General features: G+C 65.2%; 18 protein-coding genes. 5 read left to right on the forward strand and 13 right to left on the reverse strand.

What is annotated here, in order from left to right:
• Positions 1–128: 128 nt before the first annotated feature.
• The 10 genes from cysS to alr form a co-directional block, all read right to left on the reverse strand.
• Positions 129–1,730 (reverse strand): cysteine--tRNA ligase, encoded by a 1,602-nt coding sequence (gene cysS / locus NHF53_RS06345; RefSeq protein ID WP_252833541.1) that lies wholly within the window; start codon positions 1,728–1,730, stop codon positions 129–131.
• Between the two features lie 205 nt (positions 1,731–1,935).
• A complete protein-coding gene (locus tag NHF53_RS06350) occupies positions 1,936–2,823 on the reverse strand; it encodes a DMT family transporter (protein WP_252833542.1) in 888 nt (295 codons plus the stop codon).
• 43 nt (positions 2,824–2,866) lie between these two features.
• On the reverse strand, positions 2,867–3,088 hold the full coding sequence (locus NHF53_RS06355) for a DUF6500 family protein (RefSeq protein WP_252833543.1): 222 nt from the start codon (positions 3,086–3,088) through the stop codon (positions 2,867–2,869).
• Between the two features lie 64 nt (positions 3,089–3,152).
• Complete coding sequence (locus NHF53_RS06360; RefSeq protein ID WP_252833544.1) at positions 3,153–3,893, reverse strand: SDR family NAD(P)-dependent oxidoreductase; 741 nt, start codon at positions 3,891–3,893, stop codon at positions 3,153–3,155.
• Positions 3,894–4,093: 200 nt separating this feature from the next.
• Positions 4,094–5,584, reverse strand: coding sequence for an amidophosphoribosyltransferase (gene purF, locus NHF53_RS06365; protein ID WP_252833545.1), 1,491 nt, complete (start codon positions 5,582–5,584; stop codon positions 4,094–4,096).
• Between the two features lie 135 nt (positions 5,585–5,719).
• Positions 5,720–6,355, reverse strand: a complete 636-nt coding sequence (locus tag NHF53_RS06370) for a CvpA family protein (protein ID WP_252833546.1) — start codon at positions 6,353–6,355, stop codon at positions 5,720–5,722.
• 89 nt (positions 6,356–6,444) lie between these two features.
• Positions 6,445–7,848, reverse strand: a complete 1,404-nt coding sequence (gene radA, locus NHF53_RS06375) for a DNA repair protein RadA (RefSeq protein ID WP_252833547.1) — start codon at positions 7,846–7,848, stop codon at positions 6,445–6,447.
• Between the two features lie 3 nt (positions 7,849–7,851).
• On the reverse strand, positions 7,852–8,166 hold the full coding sequence (locus tag NHF53_RS06380; RefSeq protein ID WP_252833548.1) for a type II toxin-antitoxin system RelE/ParE family toxin: 315 nt from the start codon (positions 8,164–8,166) through the stop codon (positions 7,852–7,854).
• Positions 8,150–8,404, reverse strand: a complete 255-nt coding sequence (locus NHF53_RS06385; RefSeq protein WP_252833549.1) for a type II toxin-antitoxin system ParD family antitoxin — start codon at positions 8,402–8,404, stop codon at positions 8,150–8,152. The genes NHF53_RS06380 and NHF53_RS06385 overlap by 17 nt, the downstream gene beginning before the upstream one ends.
• Before the next feature lie 76 nt (positions 8,405–8,480).
• The gene (gene alr, locus NHF53_RS06390) at positions 8,481–9,647 is read right to left on the reverse strand and encodes an alanine racemase (protein ID WP_252833550.1); all 1,167 of its coding nucleotides are present in this window, start codon (positions 9,645–9,647) and stop codon (positions 8,481–8,483) included.
• Between the two features lie 152 nt (positions 9,648–9,799).
• On the opposite strand from alr, the gene NHF53_RS06395 reads away from it, so the two are divergent.
• The 3 genes from NHF53_RS06395 (at position 9,800) to NHF53_RS06405 (ending at position 11,699) form a co-directional block, all read left to right on the forward strand.
• On the forward strand, positions 9,800–10,621 hold the full coding sequence (locus tag NHF53_RS06395) for an AraC family transcriptional regulator (protein WP_252834930.1): 822 nt from the start codon (positions 9,800–9,802) through the stop codon (positions 10,619–10,621).
• A 71-nt stretch (positions 10,622–10,692) separates the two neighbouring features.
• Positions 10,693–11,400, forward strand: coding sequence for an AzlC family ABC transporter permease (locus NHF53_RS06400; protein WP_252833551.1), 708 nt, complete (start codon positions 10,693–10,695; stop codon positions 11,398–11,400).
• The gene (locus NHF53_RS06405; RefSeq protein ID WP_252833552.1) at positions 11,397–11,699 is read left to right on the forward strand and encodes an AzlD family protein; all 303 of its coding nucleotides are present in this window, start codon (positions 11,397–11,399) and stop codon (positions 11,697–11,699) included. Before NHF53_RS06400 ends, NHF53_RS06405 begins: the two co-directional genes overlap by 4 nt.
• Positions 11,700–11,704: 5 nt before the next feature.
• On the opposite strand, the gene ftrA is transcribed toward NHF53_RS06405, so the two are convergent.
• Positions 11,705–12,697, reverse strand: coding sequence for a transcriptional regulator FtrA (gene ftrA, locus NHF53_RS06410; protein WP_252833553.1), 993 nt, complete (start codon positions 12,695–12,697; stop codon positions 11,705–11,707).
• Positions 12,698–12,781: 84 nt separating this feature from the next.
• On the opposite strand from ftrA, the gene NHF53_RS06415 reads away from it, so the two are divergent.
• Together NHF53_RS06415 and NHF53_RS06420 are read left to right on the forward strand one after the other, a co-directional pair.
• Positions 12,782–13,183, forward strand: coding sequence for a rhodanese-like domain-containing protein (locus tag NHF53_RS06415; protein ID WP_252833554.1), 402 nt, complete (start codon positions 12,782–12,784; stop codon positions 13,181–13,183).
• Entirely contained in the window at positions 13,183–13,623 is a 441-nt protein-coding gene (locus NHF53_RS06420; protein WP_252833555.1) for a GNAT family N-acetyltransferase, read from the forward strand. The genes NHF53_RS06415 and NHF53_RS06420 overlap by 1 nt, the downstream gene beginning before the upstream one ends.
• Positions 13,624–13,707: 84 nt before the next feature.
• Here NHF53_RS06420 and NHF53_RS06425 read toward each other — a convergent pair whose 3' ends face one another.
• Both NHF53_RS06425 and NHF53_RS06430 read right to left on the reverse strand, forming a co-directional pair.
• Positions 13,708–14,367, reverse strand: coding sequence for an amino acid ABC transporter permease (locus tag NHF53_RS06425; protein ID WP_252833556.1), 660 nt, complete (start codon positions 14,365–14,367; stop codon positions 13,708–13,710).
• The gene (locus NHF53_RS06430) at positions 14,364–15,035 is read right to left on the reverse strand and encodes an amino acid ABC transporter permease (protein ID WP_252833557.1); all 672 of its coding nucleotides are present in this window, start codon (positions 15,033–15,035) and stop codon (positions 14,364–14,366) included. Before NHF53_RS06430 ends, NHF53_RS06425 begins: the two co-directional genes overlap by 4 nt.
• Between the last annotated feature and the right edge of the window lie 31 nt (positions 15,036–15,066).

A 15,066-nucleotide genomic window follows, 5' to 3' on the forward strand; every position in this document is an offset into this window, starting at 1 on the left:
TTCCCGACAGCTCCGGGCAGGACCGTCAGCGATGGTTGGCGACGGCGCAACATCCCGATCTCCCCCCTTGTGGGGGAGATGCCCGGCAGGGCAGAGGGGGGTATCGAGCGCCGCCAGTGCCGACATGATTACCGCTTGACCTCCCAGGTCGTGACCCGCTCGCCGGTGACGGGGTCCTTGCCGTCCTTGAGCTGGATGCCCTTGGCCAGAAGATCGTCGCGGATCTTGTCGGCTTCGGCGAAGTTTTTCGCCTTCAGCATTTCGAGGCGCATATCGACAAGGGCCTCGACGGCGGCGGAAAGCTCATTATTCGCCTGATAATCGCGAAATCGCTTCACCATCTCGTCAATGCCTTGTTGAATCTTTGCTAGCAGGGGCGGCGATCTACGATCCGTAGCTGTATCAAAGTGCTCCTGAATTGCACGAGACGGCATAAGTCCCATAAGGCCAAGTGTACTTGCGAGAGCTCCTACTCGATCTGAAGATAAGTCACCGGAATATTTGTTGTTAAGCAGCTTTATCGCCTCCCCAATCTGGAGGTCATCTGCAGCGAGCAATAGTGCGTCATGGTCGGGTGCGGAGAACATCCAGCGTGAATCGTGCCCGGACAGCTTGGACATCCAGCCTCTAGATATATTCTCTGCCTCCTCCAGCCGCTTCACCGAAAAGTCGATCGGCTCGCGATAGTGCGTCATCAGCATGGCGAGCCTGAGCACTTCGCCCGGCCATTTGCGGCCGCCGAATTTCTCCGTTTCCAGCAACTCGTTGATGGTGACGAAGTTACCCTCCGACTTCGACATCTTGCGGCCCTCGACCTGCAGGAAGCCGTTGTGCATCCAGACATTCGCCATCACATGGGTGTTGTAGGCGCAGCAGGACTGGGCGATCTCGTTCTCGTGGTGGGGGAAGATGAGGTCGAGCCCGCCGCCGTGGATGTCGAACTGGTGCGGTTTCGCCTTGCCCTTCGGCGACAGCCGGTCGCGGGCCTCCTGCCAGAGATAGCGGTCGGACATCGCCGAGCACTCGATATGCCAGCCGGGACGGCCGTAGATCGAGACGGCGCTGCCCGCGACGGTGAAGGCGGCGGCCCAGCCGGGCTCGGTTGCGGCCGATTCCTTCCAGAGCACGAAGTCGGCCGGATTGCGCTTGTGCGCCTCGACGGCGATGCGCGCGCCGGCCTGCTGGTCCTCGAGCTTGCGCTTCGAAAGCTTGCCGTAATCCGGCATCGAGGCGGTGGAGAACAGCACTTCCTGGCCCTCCGCGCCGGCCGCCACATAGGCATGGCCGGCGTCGAGCAGCCGCTGGATGATCTCGATCATCTGCGGGATGTTGTCGGTCGCCCGCGGCTCGACGGTGGGCGGCAGCGTGCCGAGTGCGGCCACGTCCTTGTGGAACTGGCTCTCGGTCTTTTCCGTGACCGCACGGATCGCCTCGTTGAGGCTCATCGAGCCGTCGGCGATCCGGCCGCCGAAGTCACGCAGCGCCCGGGCGTTGATCTTGTCGTCGACGTCGGTGATGTTGCGCACGTAGGTCACGTGCTCTTCGCCGTAGACATGCCGGAGCAGCCGATAGAGGACGTCGAAGACGATCACCGGGCGCGCATTGCCAATATGGGCGAAGTCGTAGACGGTGGGGCCGCAGACATACATGCGCACGTTCGTCGGGTCGATCGGCTCGAAATCGGCCTTTTCGCGCGTCAGTGTATTGTAAAGCTTGAGGCTCGCGGCCATCGAATGTCTCCCAGAATCAAACTGCCGGCTGGGCCGGGTCGTTTGTCATCTGGGACTGTTCAGGAGACGAAAACGGCCGGGCCAGCGGTTGCGCTAGCGAATAATAATCCCGCAAATGCAGATCGTCGTTTTCATGGCCAGCGTTATGGCGCGCCGGCTGTGATTGGTCAAGGGCCCATGCCTCGGGTTCCCGCCGGCGTCACGATCAGGGCGCGGCCGGTGCCTTGAACCTGAGGGGCAGGAGGCCGAGCACCATGGCGCAGCCGGCGATGATCACCGCCGCCCCGGCGAACTGGATGGTGGTGAGTCGCTCGCCGAGAACCACCGCGCCGACGAGGACGGCGACAACCGTCACGGCGAATTCGACGCTGATTGCGCGCGTCGCACCGATCCGGGAGACGAGGCCGAAATAGACGACATAGGTGAGCGAACTCATCACGCCCGCGAGCACCACGAGGTAGAGGTAGTCGGTCGGGGCTGGTGTGCCGGGCACCGGAACCAGATAGACGAGCGGCAGGGTGAGGAAGCCGCCCGAGAGGAAGGAGCCGATCGTCACCTCCCATGCGCCGGTGGTCTTCAGGTGGCGGCTCGCATAATTGCTGCCGAAGGCCGCCGAGAAGGTCGAAAACAGCATGCCCGCGCAGCCGAGCACGAAGGTGCCGTTAATCGGCGCCGCCGGAAAGCCGACCAGCATCACGATGCCGAGCGTGCCGAGCACGAGGCCCACGATGCGCGCCGGCGTGATCCGCTCGATCCCCCAGAGCTGGCCGATGATCATCGAAAAGAGCGGGATCGCCGCGACGAAGATCGCGGCCATGGCGGTGCCGATCAGCGGCGTGGAATAGGAAAGGCCGATGAGCTGGCCGGCGACCGTCGTGGCGCCGACCACGATAAAGGGCAGGGGACCAGAGGAGAAATCGAGCCTGCGTCCGGTCGCCTTCGCCGCAACGAGCAGGATCAGACCGGCGAGGAAGCAGCGGAAGGTGACGGCGCCGATCCAGCCGAAGGCCTCGACGACCCTCAGCAGCAGCAGGAAGGAGAGCCCCCAGGCGAGCGAAAGGAAAGAATAGGCTGCGATGTCGCGGGGCTGCATGGGTGTGGCCCTGGTCTGAGTGGATGTCTGAGGGCGGGGCAGGTCAAGACCCTTGTGTTTCGACCATCCGCCTGATCTTCACGGCTTTCTCGAAGTGGTCGAGCCGATGGGTGCGTATCCACCATTCAGCTGCTTCCATTAGAAGTTCCGGGTCATCGTTCTTGTTGGCGAAGAAGGCGTAGAAGGACAGGCCGACGCCCGGACCTTTTTCCGCGACCTTCCGGTCACAAACCTCGATGATCTTCAGTCTCAGGCTCTCTCGCATCAACGACCGCCATTCAGGGAGTTCAGCGTGGCGGAAGCCCGCCCTGTTTGCGTGCCGGCTCGCTTCACTCCGGCAGGCGATAGTCCTTGAGCTTGCCGTCGCGCACGACGAAGAGCTTGCCGGTCTCGGTGAGTTCCGGTCCGCAGAGCGGCAGGATCCGGGCGGCGACCTCGGACGGATGCGGCAGCGTCGAGGGGTCTTCGCCGGGCATGGCCTGGGCGCGCATGGCGGTGCGGGTGGCGCCGGGATCGACCGAGACGACGCGCAACGGCAGGCGCTGCGTTTCACCGGCCCAGGTGCGGGCGAGCGCCTCGACGGCGGCCTTGGAGGCGGAGTAGGGGCCCCAGAAGGGCCGGCACTTGTGCGCGGCCGCCGATGACATGATGACGGCACGGCCCTGGTCGGACTTGACGAGCAGCGGCTCGACCGAGCGGATCAGCCGCCAGGTGGCCGTGACGTTGGTCGTCATCACCTTTTCGAAGACCTTCGCCTCGACATGGCCGATCGGCGAGATGACGCCGAGGATGCCGGCATTGGCGACGAGAATATCGAGCTTGCCCCAGCGCTCGAAGATCGAGGCGCCGAGCGTGTCGATCGCCTGCATGTCGGCGAGGTCGAAGGGCACCAGCGTCGCCGAACCGCCGACGGCTTTGATCGCGTCATCGAGTTCCTCGAGCCCGCCGACGGTGCGTGCGCAGGCAATGACATGCGCGCCGGCCTTGGCGAGTTCGAGCGCGGTGTAATAGCCGATGCCGCGCGATGCGCCGGTCACGAGCGCGATGCGGTCCTTCAGGTCGATTGTCATATAAGAATTCTCCCGGAGAAGCGGTGCAATGCCACACCGACGATAGGAATTCAGGCGGTGCGGCCCGCACCTTACCTCCCCCTTGAGGGGGGAGGTCGCAGCGAAGCTGCGGGAGAGGGTGAGCGGCAACAGCAGAAGATGTCACCCCACCCCGGACCTTCGGTCCGACCCTCCCCCTCGAGGGGAGGGTGGCTGCGTCATCACCCGTTGCTGGCCAGCATGGAAACCTTGCGGCCGACCTTTTCGCCTTCCCGGTCGAGCAGGCGGGTCGGATAGTCGCCGGTGAAGTAATGGTCGGTGAACTGCGGGCGTTCCGGATCACGCGGCGCTCCACCGACCGCCTTGTAGAGCCCGTCGATCGACAGGAAGGCGAGCGAATCGGCGCCGATATACTTCGCCATCGCGTCGACGTCGGCATACTGGTTGGCGAGCAGCTTGTCGGCGTCCGGCGTGTCGATGCCGTAGAAATCGGGATGGAAGATCATCGGCGAGGCGACGCGGATGTGCACTTCCTTGGCTCCGGCGTCACGGATCATCTGCACGATCTTGAGCGAGGTGGTGCCGCGCACGATCGAATCGTCGACCAGCACGACGCGCTTTCCCTCGATCATCGCGCGGTTGGCGGAGTGCTTGAGCTTCACCCCGAAGGCGCGGATCTGCTGCGTCGGCTCGATGAAGGTACGGCCGACATAATGGTTGCGGATGATGCCGTATTCGAACGGGATGCCGCTCTGCTGCGCATAGCCGAGGGCGGCCGGCGTGCCGCCGTCCGGAACCGGCACCACGACGTCGCCTTCGACCGGCGCTTCCTTGGCGAGGTTCATGCCCATGTTCTTGCGGGTCGTATAGACGTTGCGACCGCCGACGACCGAATCCGGCCGGGCGAAATAGACGTATTCGAACAGGCAGAGCCGCTCCGGCTGGGGCTTGTTCGGCTTGCGGGCATCGATGCTGATCGAGCCGTCCGGCTGGATTTCGCAGATGATGACTTCGCCGTTCTCGACGTCGCGGATGAATTTTGCGCCGATGATGTCGAGTGCGCAGGTTTCCGAACAGAAGATCGGCTTGCCGTCGAGCTCGCCCATGACGAGCGGCCGGATGCCGATCGGGTCGCGGGCGGCGATGAGCTTGGTGCGGGTCATCGCCAGCATAGAATAGCCGCCTTCCATCTGGCGGATCGCGTCGATGAAGCGGTCGGAGGTCGACGCATGGCGCGAACGGGCGATCAGATGCAGCACGACTTCGGTGTCAGAGGTCGACTGGCAGATGGCGCCTGTCGCGATGATCTGCCGGCGAAGCGTCAGCCCGTTGGTGAAATTGCCGTTGTGGGCGATCGCGATGCCGCCTTCTTCCAGCTCGGCGAACAGCGGCTGCACGTTGCGGAGCGCCACTTCGCCGGTCGTCGAATAGCGGGTGTGGCCGATCGCGACCGTACCGGGCAGCTTCGCCAGCGTCGCCGGATCGGTGTAGTGGTCGCCGACGAGGCCCATGTGCTTTTCGGTGTGGAACTGCTGGCCGTCGAAGGAGACGATGCCGGCCGCTTCCTGGCCGCGGTGCTGGAGCGCGTGCAGGCCGAGCGCCGTCAGCGTCGACGCGTCGGGATGTCCCAAAATGCCGAACACCCCGCATTCCTCATGCAGGGTGTCGCCGTCGAGACCGTCTTCGAAGGAGGTGAAATCAGACTGGTTCATGGAAGCAGGCCTTTGCTCGGTGCGGGACAGGTACACTATACACGGTTCTCGGGGCGCTTTCGCCGGATGATCCCGCTCCGGCGGCGCCCGATGGCTTTCATGTTCTATATAGGAAGCGGCAGCCGCCGCTGCCCGTCAGTTTCCGGTCGGCTGCGTCGTTTCTGCCGGCGGGGCGAGAGTCTGCGACGGTGCCGCCTGTCCGGCCGGCGCCTGATCGGTGGGAGCCTGCTCTGCCGGCGCCTCGCCGTCGGCCTGTTCCTTGCCGAGGATGCGGGCGCGCAGCTGCGGCTCGATGTCTTCCGGCAGCACCGCTTCGAGCTTCAGGACCAGCGCGTCGAGGAAGGGTTTCGATTTGGCGTTGTTCACCCAGTCGGGGCGATGCTTGACGTCGATCAGCCAGTTCCAGAAGGCGACCGCGACCACCAGCAGCAGGATGCCGCGGGCCGCACCGAAGAGGAAGCCGAGCGTCCGGTCCAGCGCGCCGATGCGGCTGTCGATGATGAAGTCGGCGATGCGCGTCGTGATGAAGGAGATGACGATCAGCGCGATCAGGAAGACGATGCCGGCGGCACCGGCGAGCGCGATGCGCTCATCGCTCGTGTAGTTCTTGATGTAGGGAAGCACCAGCGGATGCAGATAGTAGGCGGCGGCGACGGCGCCGACCCAGCTTGCGATCGAGAGCACCTCGCGGGAGAAACCGCGAACCATGGCGAGAACGGCGGAAAACAGGACAACGCCGATGACAATACCGTCAAAAATAGTGATGGGCATCTAAATCAACTCCAAGACGGCCGGCCCCGGCCTGCGTGATCGTCATCGCGTTCGGTGATCCCATACACCGCATTGCGGCCGAAAAAGGATCAGTTGCCGTCCGTGTCCTCTCCGGCCTTCACCCTGGACCCGGCGATGCGCGCGACCAGGTCTGGAAGGCTTTCGATCTCGCTCCACCGCCCCGCCGTGCCTTTTGGCAGATCGGGCGAGGCCGAAGGCAGCACCGCACGTGCAAAGCCGAGCTTTTCCGCTTCCTTCAGCCGTTGGGCCGTGTGCGCAACCGGCCGGACGGCGCCGGACAGGCTGACCTCGCCGAAATAGACGCAATCGGCGGGAAGGGCAAGTCCGGCCAGCGAGGAAACCAGGGCAGAGGCCACAGCCATGTCCGCGGCGGGTTCCGAGATGCGGTATCCGCCGGCGACGTTGAGGTAGACGTCGTGGCTGCCGAGCCGCACGCCGCAATGGGCCTCGAGGACGGCGAGGATCATCGACAGGCGGGAGGAATCCCAGCCGACGACGGCCCGTCGCGGCGTGCCGAGCGAGGTCTGGGCGACCAGCGCCTGCACCTCGACGAGCACCGGCCGCGTGCCCTCCATGCCGGCGAAGACGGCCGCTCCCGGGGCTTTTTCGTTGCGTTCTCCGAGGAAGAGCTCGGACGGATTGGCGACTTCACGCAAGCCCCGATCCGACATTTCGAAGACGCCGATCTCGTCGGTCGGACCGAAGCGGTTCTTGACGGTGCGCAGGATGCGGTAGTGGTGGCCGCGGTCGCCCTCGAAGTAGAGGACCGCGTCGACCATGTGCTCGACGACACGCGGGCCGGCAATCTGTCCGTCCTTGGTGACATGGCCGACGAGCACCATGGTGGCGCCGGTCTGCTTGGCGAAACGAATCATCGCCTGCACGCCCGTGCGGACCTGGGTGACGGTTCCGGGCGCCGAATCGGCGGTGTCGCTCCAGAGCGTCTGGATGGAATCGATGATGACGAGGTCAGGCCGCTTGCCCTCGGCGAGGGTCGCCAGGATGTCCTCGACATTGGTCTCGGCGGCGAGCAGCACGTCGGTTTCGGCCGCCTGCAGGCGCTGCGCCCGCAGCCGGACCTGCGCGACCGCCTCTTCACCCGAAACGTAGATGACGCGCCGGCCCTTGCGCGACAGCGCCGCCGCCGCCTGCATCAGAAGCGTCGACTTGCCGATGCCCGGATCGCCGCCGATCAGCACCGCCGAGCCGCGCACGAAGCCGCCGCCGGTTGCCCGGTCGAGCTCGGCCATGCCGGTCGGGATGCGCGGCGCCTCCTCGATCTCGCCGGAGAGCGAGGTGAGCGTCACCGGCCGGCCCTTCTTCGGCACCTTGCCGGGGCCGGCGCCGATGCCGCCCATCGGGTCTTCCTCGACGATGGTGTTCCACTCGCCGCAGCCGTCGCATTTGCCCGCCCATCTCGTATGGACGGTGCCGCAGTTCTGGCAGACGAATTGGGTTCGGGCTTTGGCCATGGATCAGGTATCGCTTTCGGGGAGATTTTCGGTGGTGGTGTCCTGGCGCCCGTGCATCACGCGGAGGACCGTGACGGTTTCATCCGTGACACGGACAAAAAAGCGCCGGTCTCGATAGGTGAAGACACGAATGTCGTCGCCCATATCTTTCATGCTCGTGCCGGTGAGGCCGAGCCGTGCCAGGTTTTCGATCTTGTTGTAGAGGTCGAGCGCAAACCGATTGGCCGCGACAGGGCTGAACCTTGCAATATGGCGATAGATCGACCGGAGATCCTGCCGTGCCTTTCTCGACCAGACAACCTCACGGCTTTTGGGCATCGTTCTCGGCGCGCTGCAAATCCGCCAGGAACTCCTCGGCACTTCCATAAGTGTAGACGCGGCCGGCTTCCACGTCGTCGATCCCTTCCTGGATGAGCATGCGAAGGTCCGCTTCGTCCCGTTCGCGCAAGAGCCGGAGACCTGCAGTCACCACCTCGTCGGCGCTCCCATAGAGGCCCGAGCTGATCTGCTTCTCGACGAACTTCTCGTCGCGCTTATTCAACTGGATGTTTGGCACGGTTGGCTCCGTTCAGCAGATGGTGCAGGGTTTGCTCTTGAGAACAATAGCAGAACAAACCCTTGGCTGCCAGAGGTCAATTCTCGTCTTCGAGATAGTGCCGCTCGTAGCGAAGGCCGAGGCCGACGAGCATTTCGTAGCCGATCGTGCCGCCGGCGCGGGCGACCTCGTCGAGCGGCATGTTCGGGCCGAAAAGCTCGACATAGTCGCCGGCCCTGACGGCGCCGTCCGGCAGGTCGGTGACGTCGAAGATCGTGAGATCCATGGTGACGCGGCCGGCGACCGGAACGCGCTTGCCGGCGATGAAGCCGCAGGCGCCCGCGATACCGGTCTCGCGGAGCGGAACGCCGCTGCCGGAGAGGCTGCGCAGATAGCCGTCGGCATAGCCGGCCGCGGCGATCGCGAGCCGGCTGTCGCGCTGAAGTGTCAGGGTGCCGCCATAGCTCACCGTTTCGCCCGCCGCGGCCTCGCGGACCTGAAGAATGCGGGCCTCGGCCTTGGCGACCGGGCGCATCGGGTTCTCGACGCCGTTGACGGCCTCGCCGCCGTAGAGCGCGATGCCCGGACGGGTCAGGTCGAAGTGGTAATCGGACCCGAGGAAAATTCCAGCAGAAGCTGAGAGACTTGATTCGATCCCTTCGAAAGCGGCGCTAACCTCGCGGAAAGATTCCAGTTGCCGGCGGTTCATCGGCGACGACGGATCGTCCGCGCAGGCGAGATGGCTGAGCACGAGGACCGGCGAGAAGCTCGCCGGGCGCGATACGTCGCCGGCCAGTTCGAAGGCTTCTTTCATGCTGAGGCCGAGCCGGTTGAAGCCGGTATCGACATGCAGCGCGCAGGGGTGGTCGCCTCGTTCGGAGACGGCCGCCATCCACAGCGCGAGCTGCTCCTCAGAGGCGATCACCGGCACGAGGTCGTTCTCGAAGAAGGTCTGTTCTGCACCGGGCCAGAGGCCGGAGAGCACGAAGATGCGCGCGTCCGGCGCATAGGCCCGCAGCGTCGCCCCTTCGGAAGGAACGGCGACGAAGAAGTCGCGCGCGCCCGCCTCGTAAAGCGTGGTGCCGGCGTCCTCGATCCCCATGCCGTAGGCGTCCGCCTTCACCACCGCCGCGGTGCGCGCGCTGCCGGAGCGCCGCGCCATGTCGCGCCAGTTGTCGGCGAGCGCGCCGAGATCGACGGTGAGCCGCAGCGGCGCATTGAGGAAGTCTTCGGGAAGCTCCGGGATTTCGGTGAGAGCGGTCATCTGGCACTATGCATCGTATGGGGAGGAGCGGAAGGGTCGGAGAGGCGACCCGGTGACGGCCCGACCCTATCACTTTTGTTCAAGACTGGAATGGTCGAGTGCGGTAATATTTTGCGATGCACAACGTTTCGCAGACAGAGGCGGCGAGCGGCATGCCGCTGACGACGGCCGAACGCACCAATTTCTGGCGCGACGGCCGCTTCGCCGGCATGGAATGCCTGAGCGCCACCTTCCGCACCCACGAATACGCGCCGCACGCCCACGACACCTTCTCGATTGGAGCGATCGAGAGCGGCAGCCAGATCTCCCGCATCCGCGGCAGCCGTGAGGAGACCGGCCCCGGCCATCTCTATCTCATCAACCCGGAGGTCGTGCATGACGGCGCGCCCGGCGCTGAAGGCTATCGCTACCGCATGATCTACCCGGGTGAGGCGCTCTACCGCGATGTCCTGGAAGACGTCACCGGCAGGGCCTGCCACGGGACGCCCGCTTTCGCCCGCGGCACGCCGCTCGACCCGGAGCTGGCGCAGGCCTTCCACCGAGCGCACTGCGCGCTGGAAGACAATGTCGGGGCGCTCGAGGCCGAGGAGAGCATGTTCTCGGTGCTCGCGGCGATCTTCGTCCGCCACGGCAGCCGGCGCATCTCACCCATCGACACCCGGGAACGCAGCGCAGTCTGGCGGGTGCGCGACCATCTCTCGGAGAATTTCGCGAAAGACGTCGGCCTCGACGAACTCGCGGCGACGGCGGGCCTGTCGCGCGCGCATCTGATCCGTGCTTTCCGCAAGGAATTCCACATCACCCCGCACGCCTTCCTCACCGACATCCGCGTGCGGCAGGCGCGCGTCCTGTTGCGGCTCGGTCGCCCGATCGCCGATGTCGCGCTCGACTGCGGCTTCGCCGATCAGGCGCATTTCAGCCGGCATTTCAAGGCGCGCACCGGCGTCACGCCCGGCCAGTTCCGCAAGGGTTGATCACTTTCCTTCAAGACCCGTCTGCCCTGCCTGCCTATGAGAGACGTATCATCGACAACAGGATGCCTGACATGCCGGACCATCGTGGCGGCCGCGCCGCCGAAGTCTTCTCTGCCATGCGCCGCATGGCGCCGCTGATCGCCGCCGTGATCCCGATCGGCCTCGTCTTCGGGGCGGCCGCGGCGGGCAACGGCCTTTCGCCGCTCGAAGCGACGCTGATGAGTGCGCTGGTCTTCGCCGGCGGCTCGCAATTCGTCGCCATGGACATCTGGACGCATCCGGCGAACTGGGCGGCACTCGGCGTCTCCGCCTTCCTGGTCAACATCCGCCACGTGCTGATGAGCGCGTCGCTCGCGCCGAAGCTCGGGCACTTTCCCGGCTGGCGGAAGTATCTCTCGGTGCTCTTCCTGACCGACGAAGGCTGGGCGGTTGCCGAAACCCACGCGGCGAGTGCGAGGCTCACCTCGCTCTGGTATGTCGGCGCCGTCATTCCCTTCTACTTCGCCTGGGTGGCGTCCGGCCTTGCCGGGTCGCTCGCCGGCGCCTTTCTCGGCGACCCGGCCGTCACCGGACTCGATTTCGTCTTCTGCGCCGTCTTCATCGTGCTGGTCATGAATTTCTGGAAGGGTGCGCGCACCGGAATGGTACTCCTTGCAAGCGGGCTGTCTGCCGTGCTGGTGCATGCGGCCGTGCCGGGCGTCTGGTATATCCTCGCCGGCGCGCTCGCCGGTGTCGCCACGGCCGTCCTCATGCCCGACGGCCAGGAGGTCACGGCATGACGCTCGATCCGCAGACCTTTCTCGCGATCCTCGCGATGGCGCTCGCAACCGCCGCAACCCGCATCGGCGGGCTCGTCCTCTTCGGCTTCCTGACGCTGGACCGCCGGCAGAAGCGGGCGATGGAGGCGATCCCGCCGGCGGTGCTGATGGCGGTCGTCGCACCCACGGCGCTCGCCACCGGACCGGCGGAGACGATCGCCGCGGCCGTCACGGCGCTAGCGGCGCTGCGCCTGCCGCTGCTTGCCGCAACCACGCTCGGCGTCGGCGCCGTGGTGGTGTTGCGGGCAATTGGGCTCTGAGATCGTCACGCCGCGGTAGGCTCCAGGTTCTCGGCGATGAACCGGGCACGGAACTCCGTGGGGCTGATCCCGAGCTTCCGGCGAAAATGGTGCCGGAGCGAGTGAGCGGATCCGAAGCCGGCGGCGATGGCAATCTCCTCCATCCGGGCCGTGCCGCGGCGGAGCAACTGCTTCGCCAGCGTCACCCGTTCGGTCACCAGCCATTCGCCGGGCGCCATGCCGGTGGCGTCGCAAAAGCGGCGCTGGAAGGTGCGATCGCTCATGCGGCAGAGGCGGGCCATTTCGGCGATGGTCCACTCGCGGGCGAGGTCGCCGCGGATGGCGTCGAGCACCGGTGCGATCTCGGCGCCTTCGCGGAGTGCGACCGGCCGTTCGAGGAACTGTGCCTGCCCGCCGGAACGATGGGCAGGCATCACCAGCCGTCGGGCGACCGAGTTGGCGGCAGCCGGACCGAAGTCGTGCCGGATCATCTCGATCAGGAGGTCGATGCCGGCGGCACTGCCGGCCGCCGTAAATATCCCGTCATGCGACCTGTAAAGGGAAGCTTCGTCGACGACGAGGCCGGGGTGCTTGCGGCGCAGGGCATCCGCATAACGCCAGTGTGTCGTGGCGACCCCCTTGTCGAGAAGACCGGTCGCCGCAAGTACGAAGGCGCCGGAACAGAGTGAAACCAGCCGTGCGCCGCGCGCATGCGCCGCCCGCAGCCGCCGAAGCAACCCATCCGGCACCGGCATGTCGACACCGCGCCAGCCGGGCACGACGATGATGTCGGCTTCGTCGAGGCGATCGATGCCGCCGTCCGCGGTCACGGTCAGGCCGCCATGGGCTCGCATCGGCCCCTCATCGACCGCACAGGTGGCGAAGCGGTACCAGCCCGGTCCCATCTCCGGGCGGCTGAGACCGAAGATCTCGGTCACGATGCCGAATTCGAATGTGCACAGGCCGTCGTAGACGAGAGCGACGACGAGAGGGCCGGTTGTCGGGGCGGGGTTTGTCATGATTTACACGCTTATTGTCATTCCTGCCAATTTGCAACGCTGGCGTTTCGTTCGATGTTTGCCGCGTCGAAAGGAGACCAAGTGATGACCTCTGCCGTGACTGCCGTGAAACCCGCTCCGAGCAACATTGCCCAAGAGCACTTTTCCGCCGAATTTTCCTTTGAAACCGATTGCTGGGACGTTCACGATGCCCTGGCGAGAGGCGCGGACTTCGTACTGCTCGACGTTCGTAGCCCCGCCCTCTATGCGAAGGGGCACATCCCGGGGGCGGTGGGGCTGCCGCATGGGAAGATCACCGCCAACCGCATGTCGGAGTGGCCGAAAGATACGGTCTTCGTCACCTATTGCGCCGGACCCCACTGCAACGGCGCCGCCCGCGGCGCACTGCGGCTTGCCGGTCTCGGCCGCCCGGTGAAGATCATGGCCGGCGGCATAACCGGCTGGCTGGACGAGGGCTTTGAACTCGCGGCCGCAGAGGCGCCGTGATGCCCGTCGTGGGTGAGGCGGCGTCGCAGCACGCCGACGACCTCCTCGAACTGATCCGGGAACACGCCGCCTATGAGCGGACGACGGCCGGAATCACGCGGGAGGAGCTTCTGCGGCTGCTGACCGAGAGGCATGTTCCCGTTCGCCTCTTCGTCGCGCAAAGCGATCGCTTGCAGGGATATGCCGCCCTGACCTTCGATCACTCGCTGTGGCGGGCCCGCCGCTTTGCTCATCTCGACTGCCTGTTCGTCCGCGCATCCGGTCGCGGCAAGGGAATGGGAGCCAGGCTTTTCGCGCATGTCGTCGATGAGGCGCGCGCATCCGGCGCTGATCGTCTCGAATGGCAGACACCGGACTGGAACCGGGACGCGATCCGGTTCTACGAGCGCGAAGGCGGTGTCTGGCATGCAAAGGCCCGCTTCAGTCTCGCGCTCTCCTGACGGCCGAAGCCGAGGCAGGCCGGCATGGCGACGAATTGGGCGCGGGCAATGGGGCTCTGAAGCCGGCCCGCGACGCTACAATCGTTAGCGAGGCGAATAGGCAACCGCGGCACGGCGCTCCAGGTATTTGCTGAACTTCGATAGCGGGAAGCAGATGACGAAATAGATCAGCGCCACGAAGCCATAGACGATGAACGGCTGGAAGGTCGCGTTCGTGACGATCGTTCCCGCCTTTGACAGTTCGACGAAGCCGATGATGGAGGTCAGGGCCGTGCCCTTGACGACCTGGACGGAAAAACCGGCCGTTGGCGGGATGGCGATGCGAAGCGCCTGGGGCAGGATGACGAGGCGCATCTGCTGGACATGGTTGAGGGCGAGGCTTTGTCCGGCCTCCCATTGGCCCTTCGGGATCGATTCGACGCAGCCTCGCCAGATCTCGGCCAGGAATGCGGCGGTCCAGCAGATCAGAGCCGCCGCTGCCGCAAGCCATGCCGGTACGTCGATCCCGAAAAGCCCGAGGCCGAAGAAGGCGAGAAACAATTGCATCAGCAGCGGCGTGCCCTGAAAAAGCTCGATATAGCCGCGCGCCAGATTCCGGACGAATTTCGACTTGCCGATCCGCAGGAACAGGATCGCCAGCGCGACAACGCCGCCGCCGAGGAACGACACCATGGACAGTACCAACGTCCAGCGGGTGGCCAGCAACAGATTGCGCAGGATATCCCAGGTCGAAAAATCGCTCATCGTGCCGGCACTTTCGGGAATATCCGGCGGCCGACCAGGGCGAGCAGCTGGCGCAGGATGATCGCCAATGCCAGATAGATTGCTGTCGAGAGCATGTAGGCCTCGAAAGCCCTGAACGTGCGTGACTGGATGAAGTTGGCCGCGAAGGTAACGTCTTCGGCGGCGATCTGCGAGACAACCGCCGATCCGAGCATGACGATGACGATCTGGGAGGAGAGTGCCGGCCAGATGCGCTGCAACGCCGGCACCAGCACGACGAGGCGGAAGGTCTGGAGGGGCTTGAGAGCAAGCGCGGCCCCGGCCTCGAACTGGCCCTTGGGCGTCGCTTCGATACCGGCGCGGATGATCTCGCAGCTGTAGGCGCCGAGATTGATGATCATTGCAAGATTTGCGGCCTGCAGTTCGGAAAACCGAACCCCCAAAGAGGGCAAGCCGAAGAAGATGAAGAAGAGCTGGATCATGAACGGCGTATTGCGGATCAGCTCGACATAGGCGGCGACCGGCGGGCGCAGCATTCGCGGTCCGAGTGTCCTTGCCCAGGCGCACAGAACTCCGAGAAGGACGCCGACCACGGCGCCAACCAGTGTCAGTTCGACGGTGATGAGAAGGCCGTTGAAGATGATGGGGCCGTATTCCCAGACCCAGCCGAAATCGAAAATGTAGTGCACGGCGCCCGCCTGTGTCTGCAGAATGGGCCGC

It is taken from the genome of Ciceribacter sp. RN22, assembly GCF_024054295.1.
Taxonomy (GTDB): domain Bacteria; phylum Pseudomonadota; class Alphaproteobacteria; order Rhizobiales; family Rhizobiaceae; genus Allorhizobium; species Allorhizobium lividum.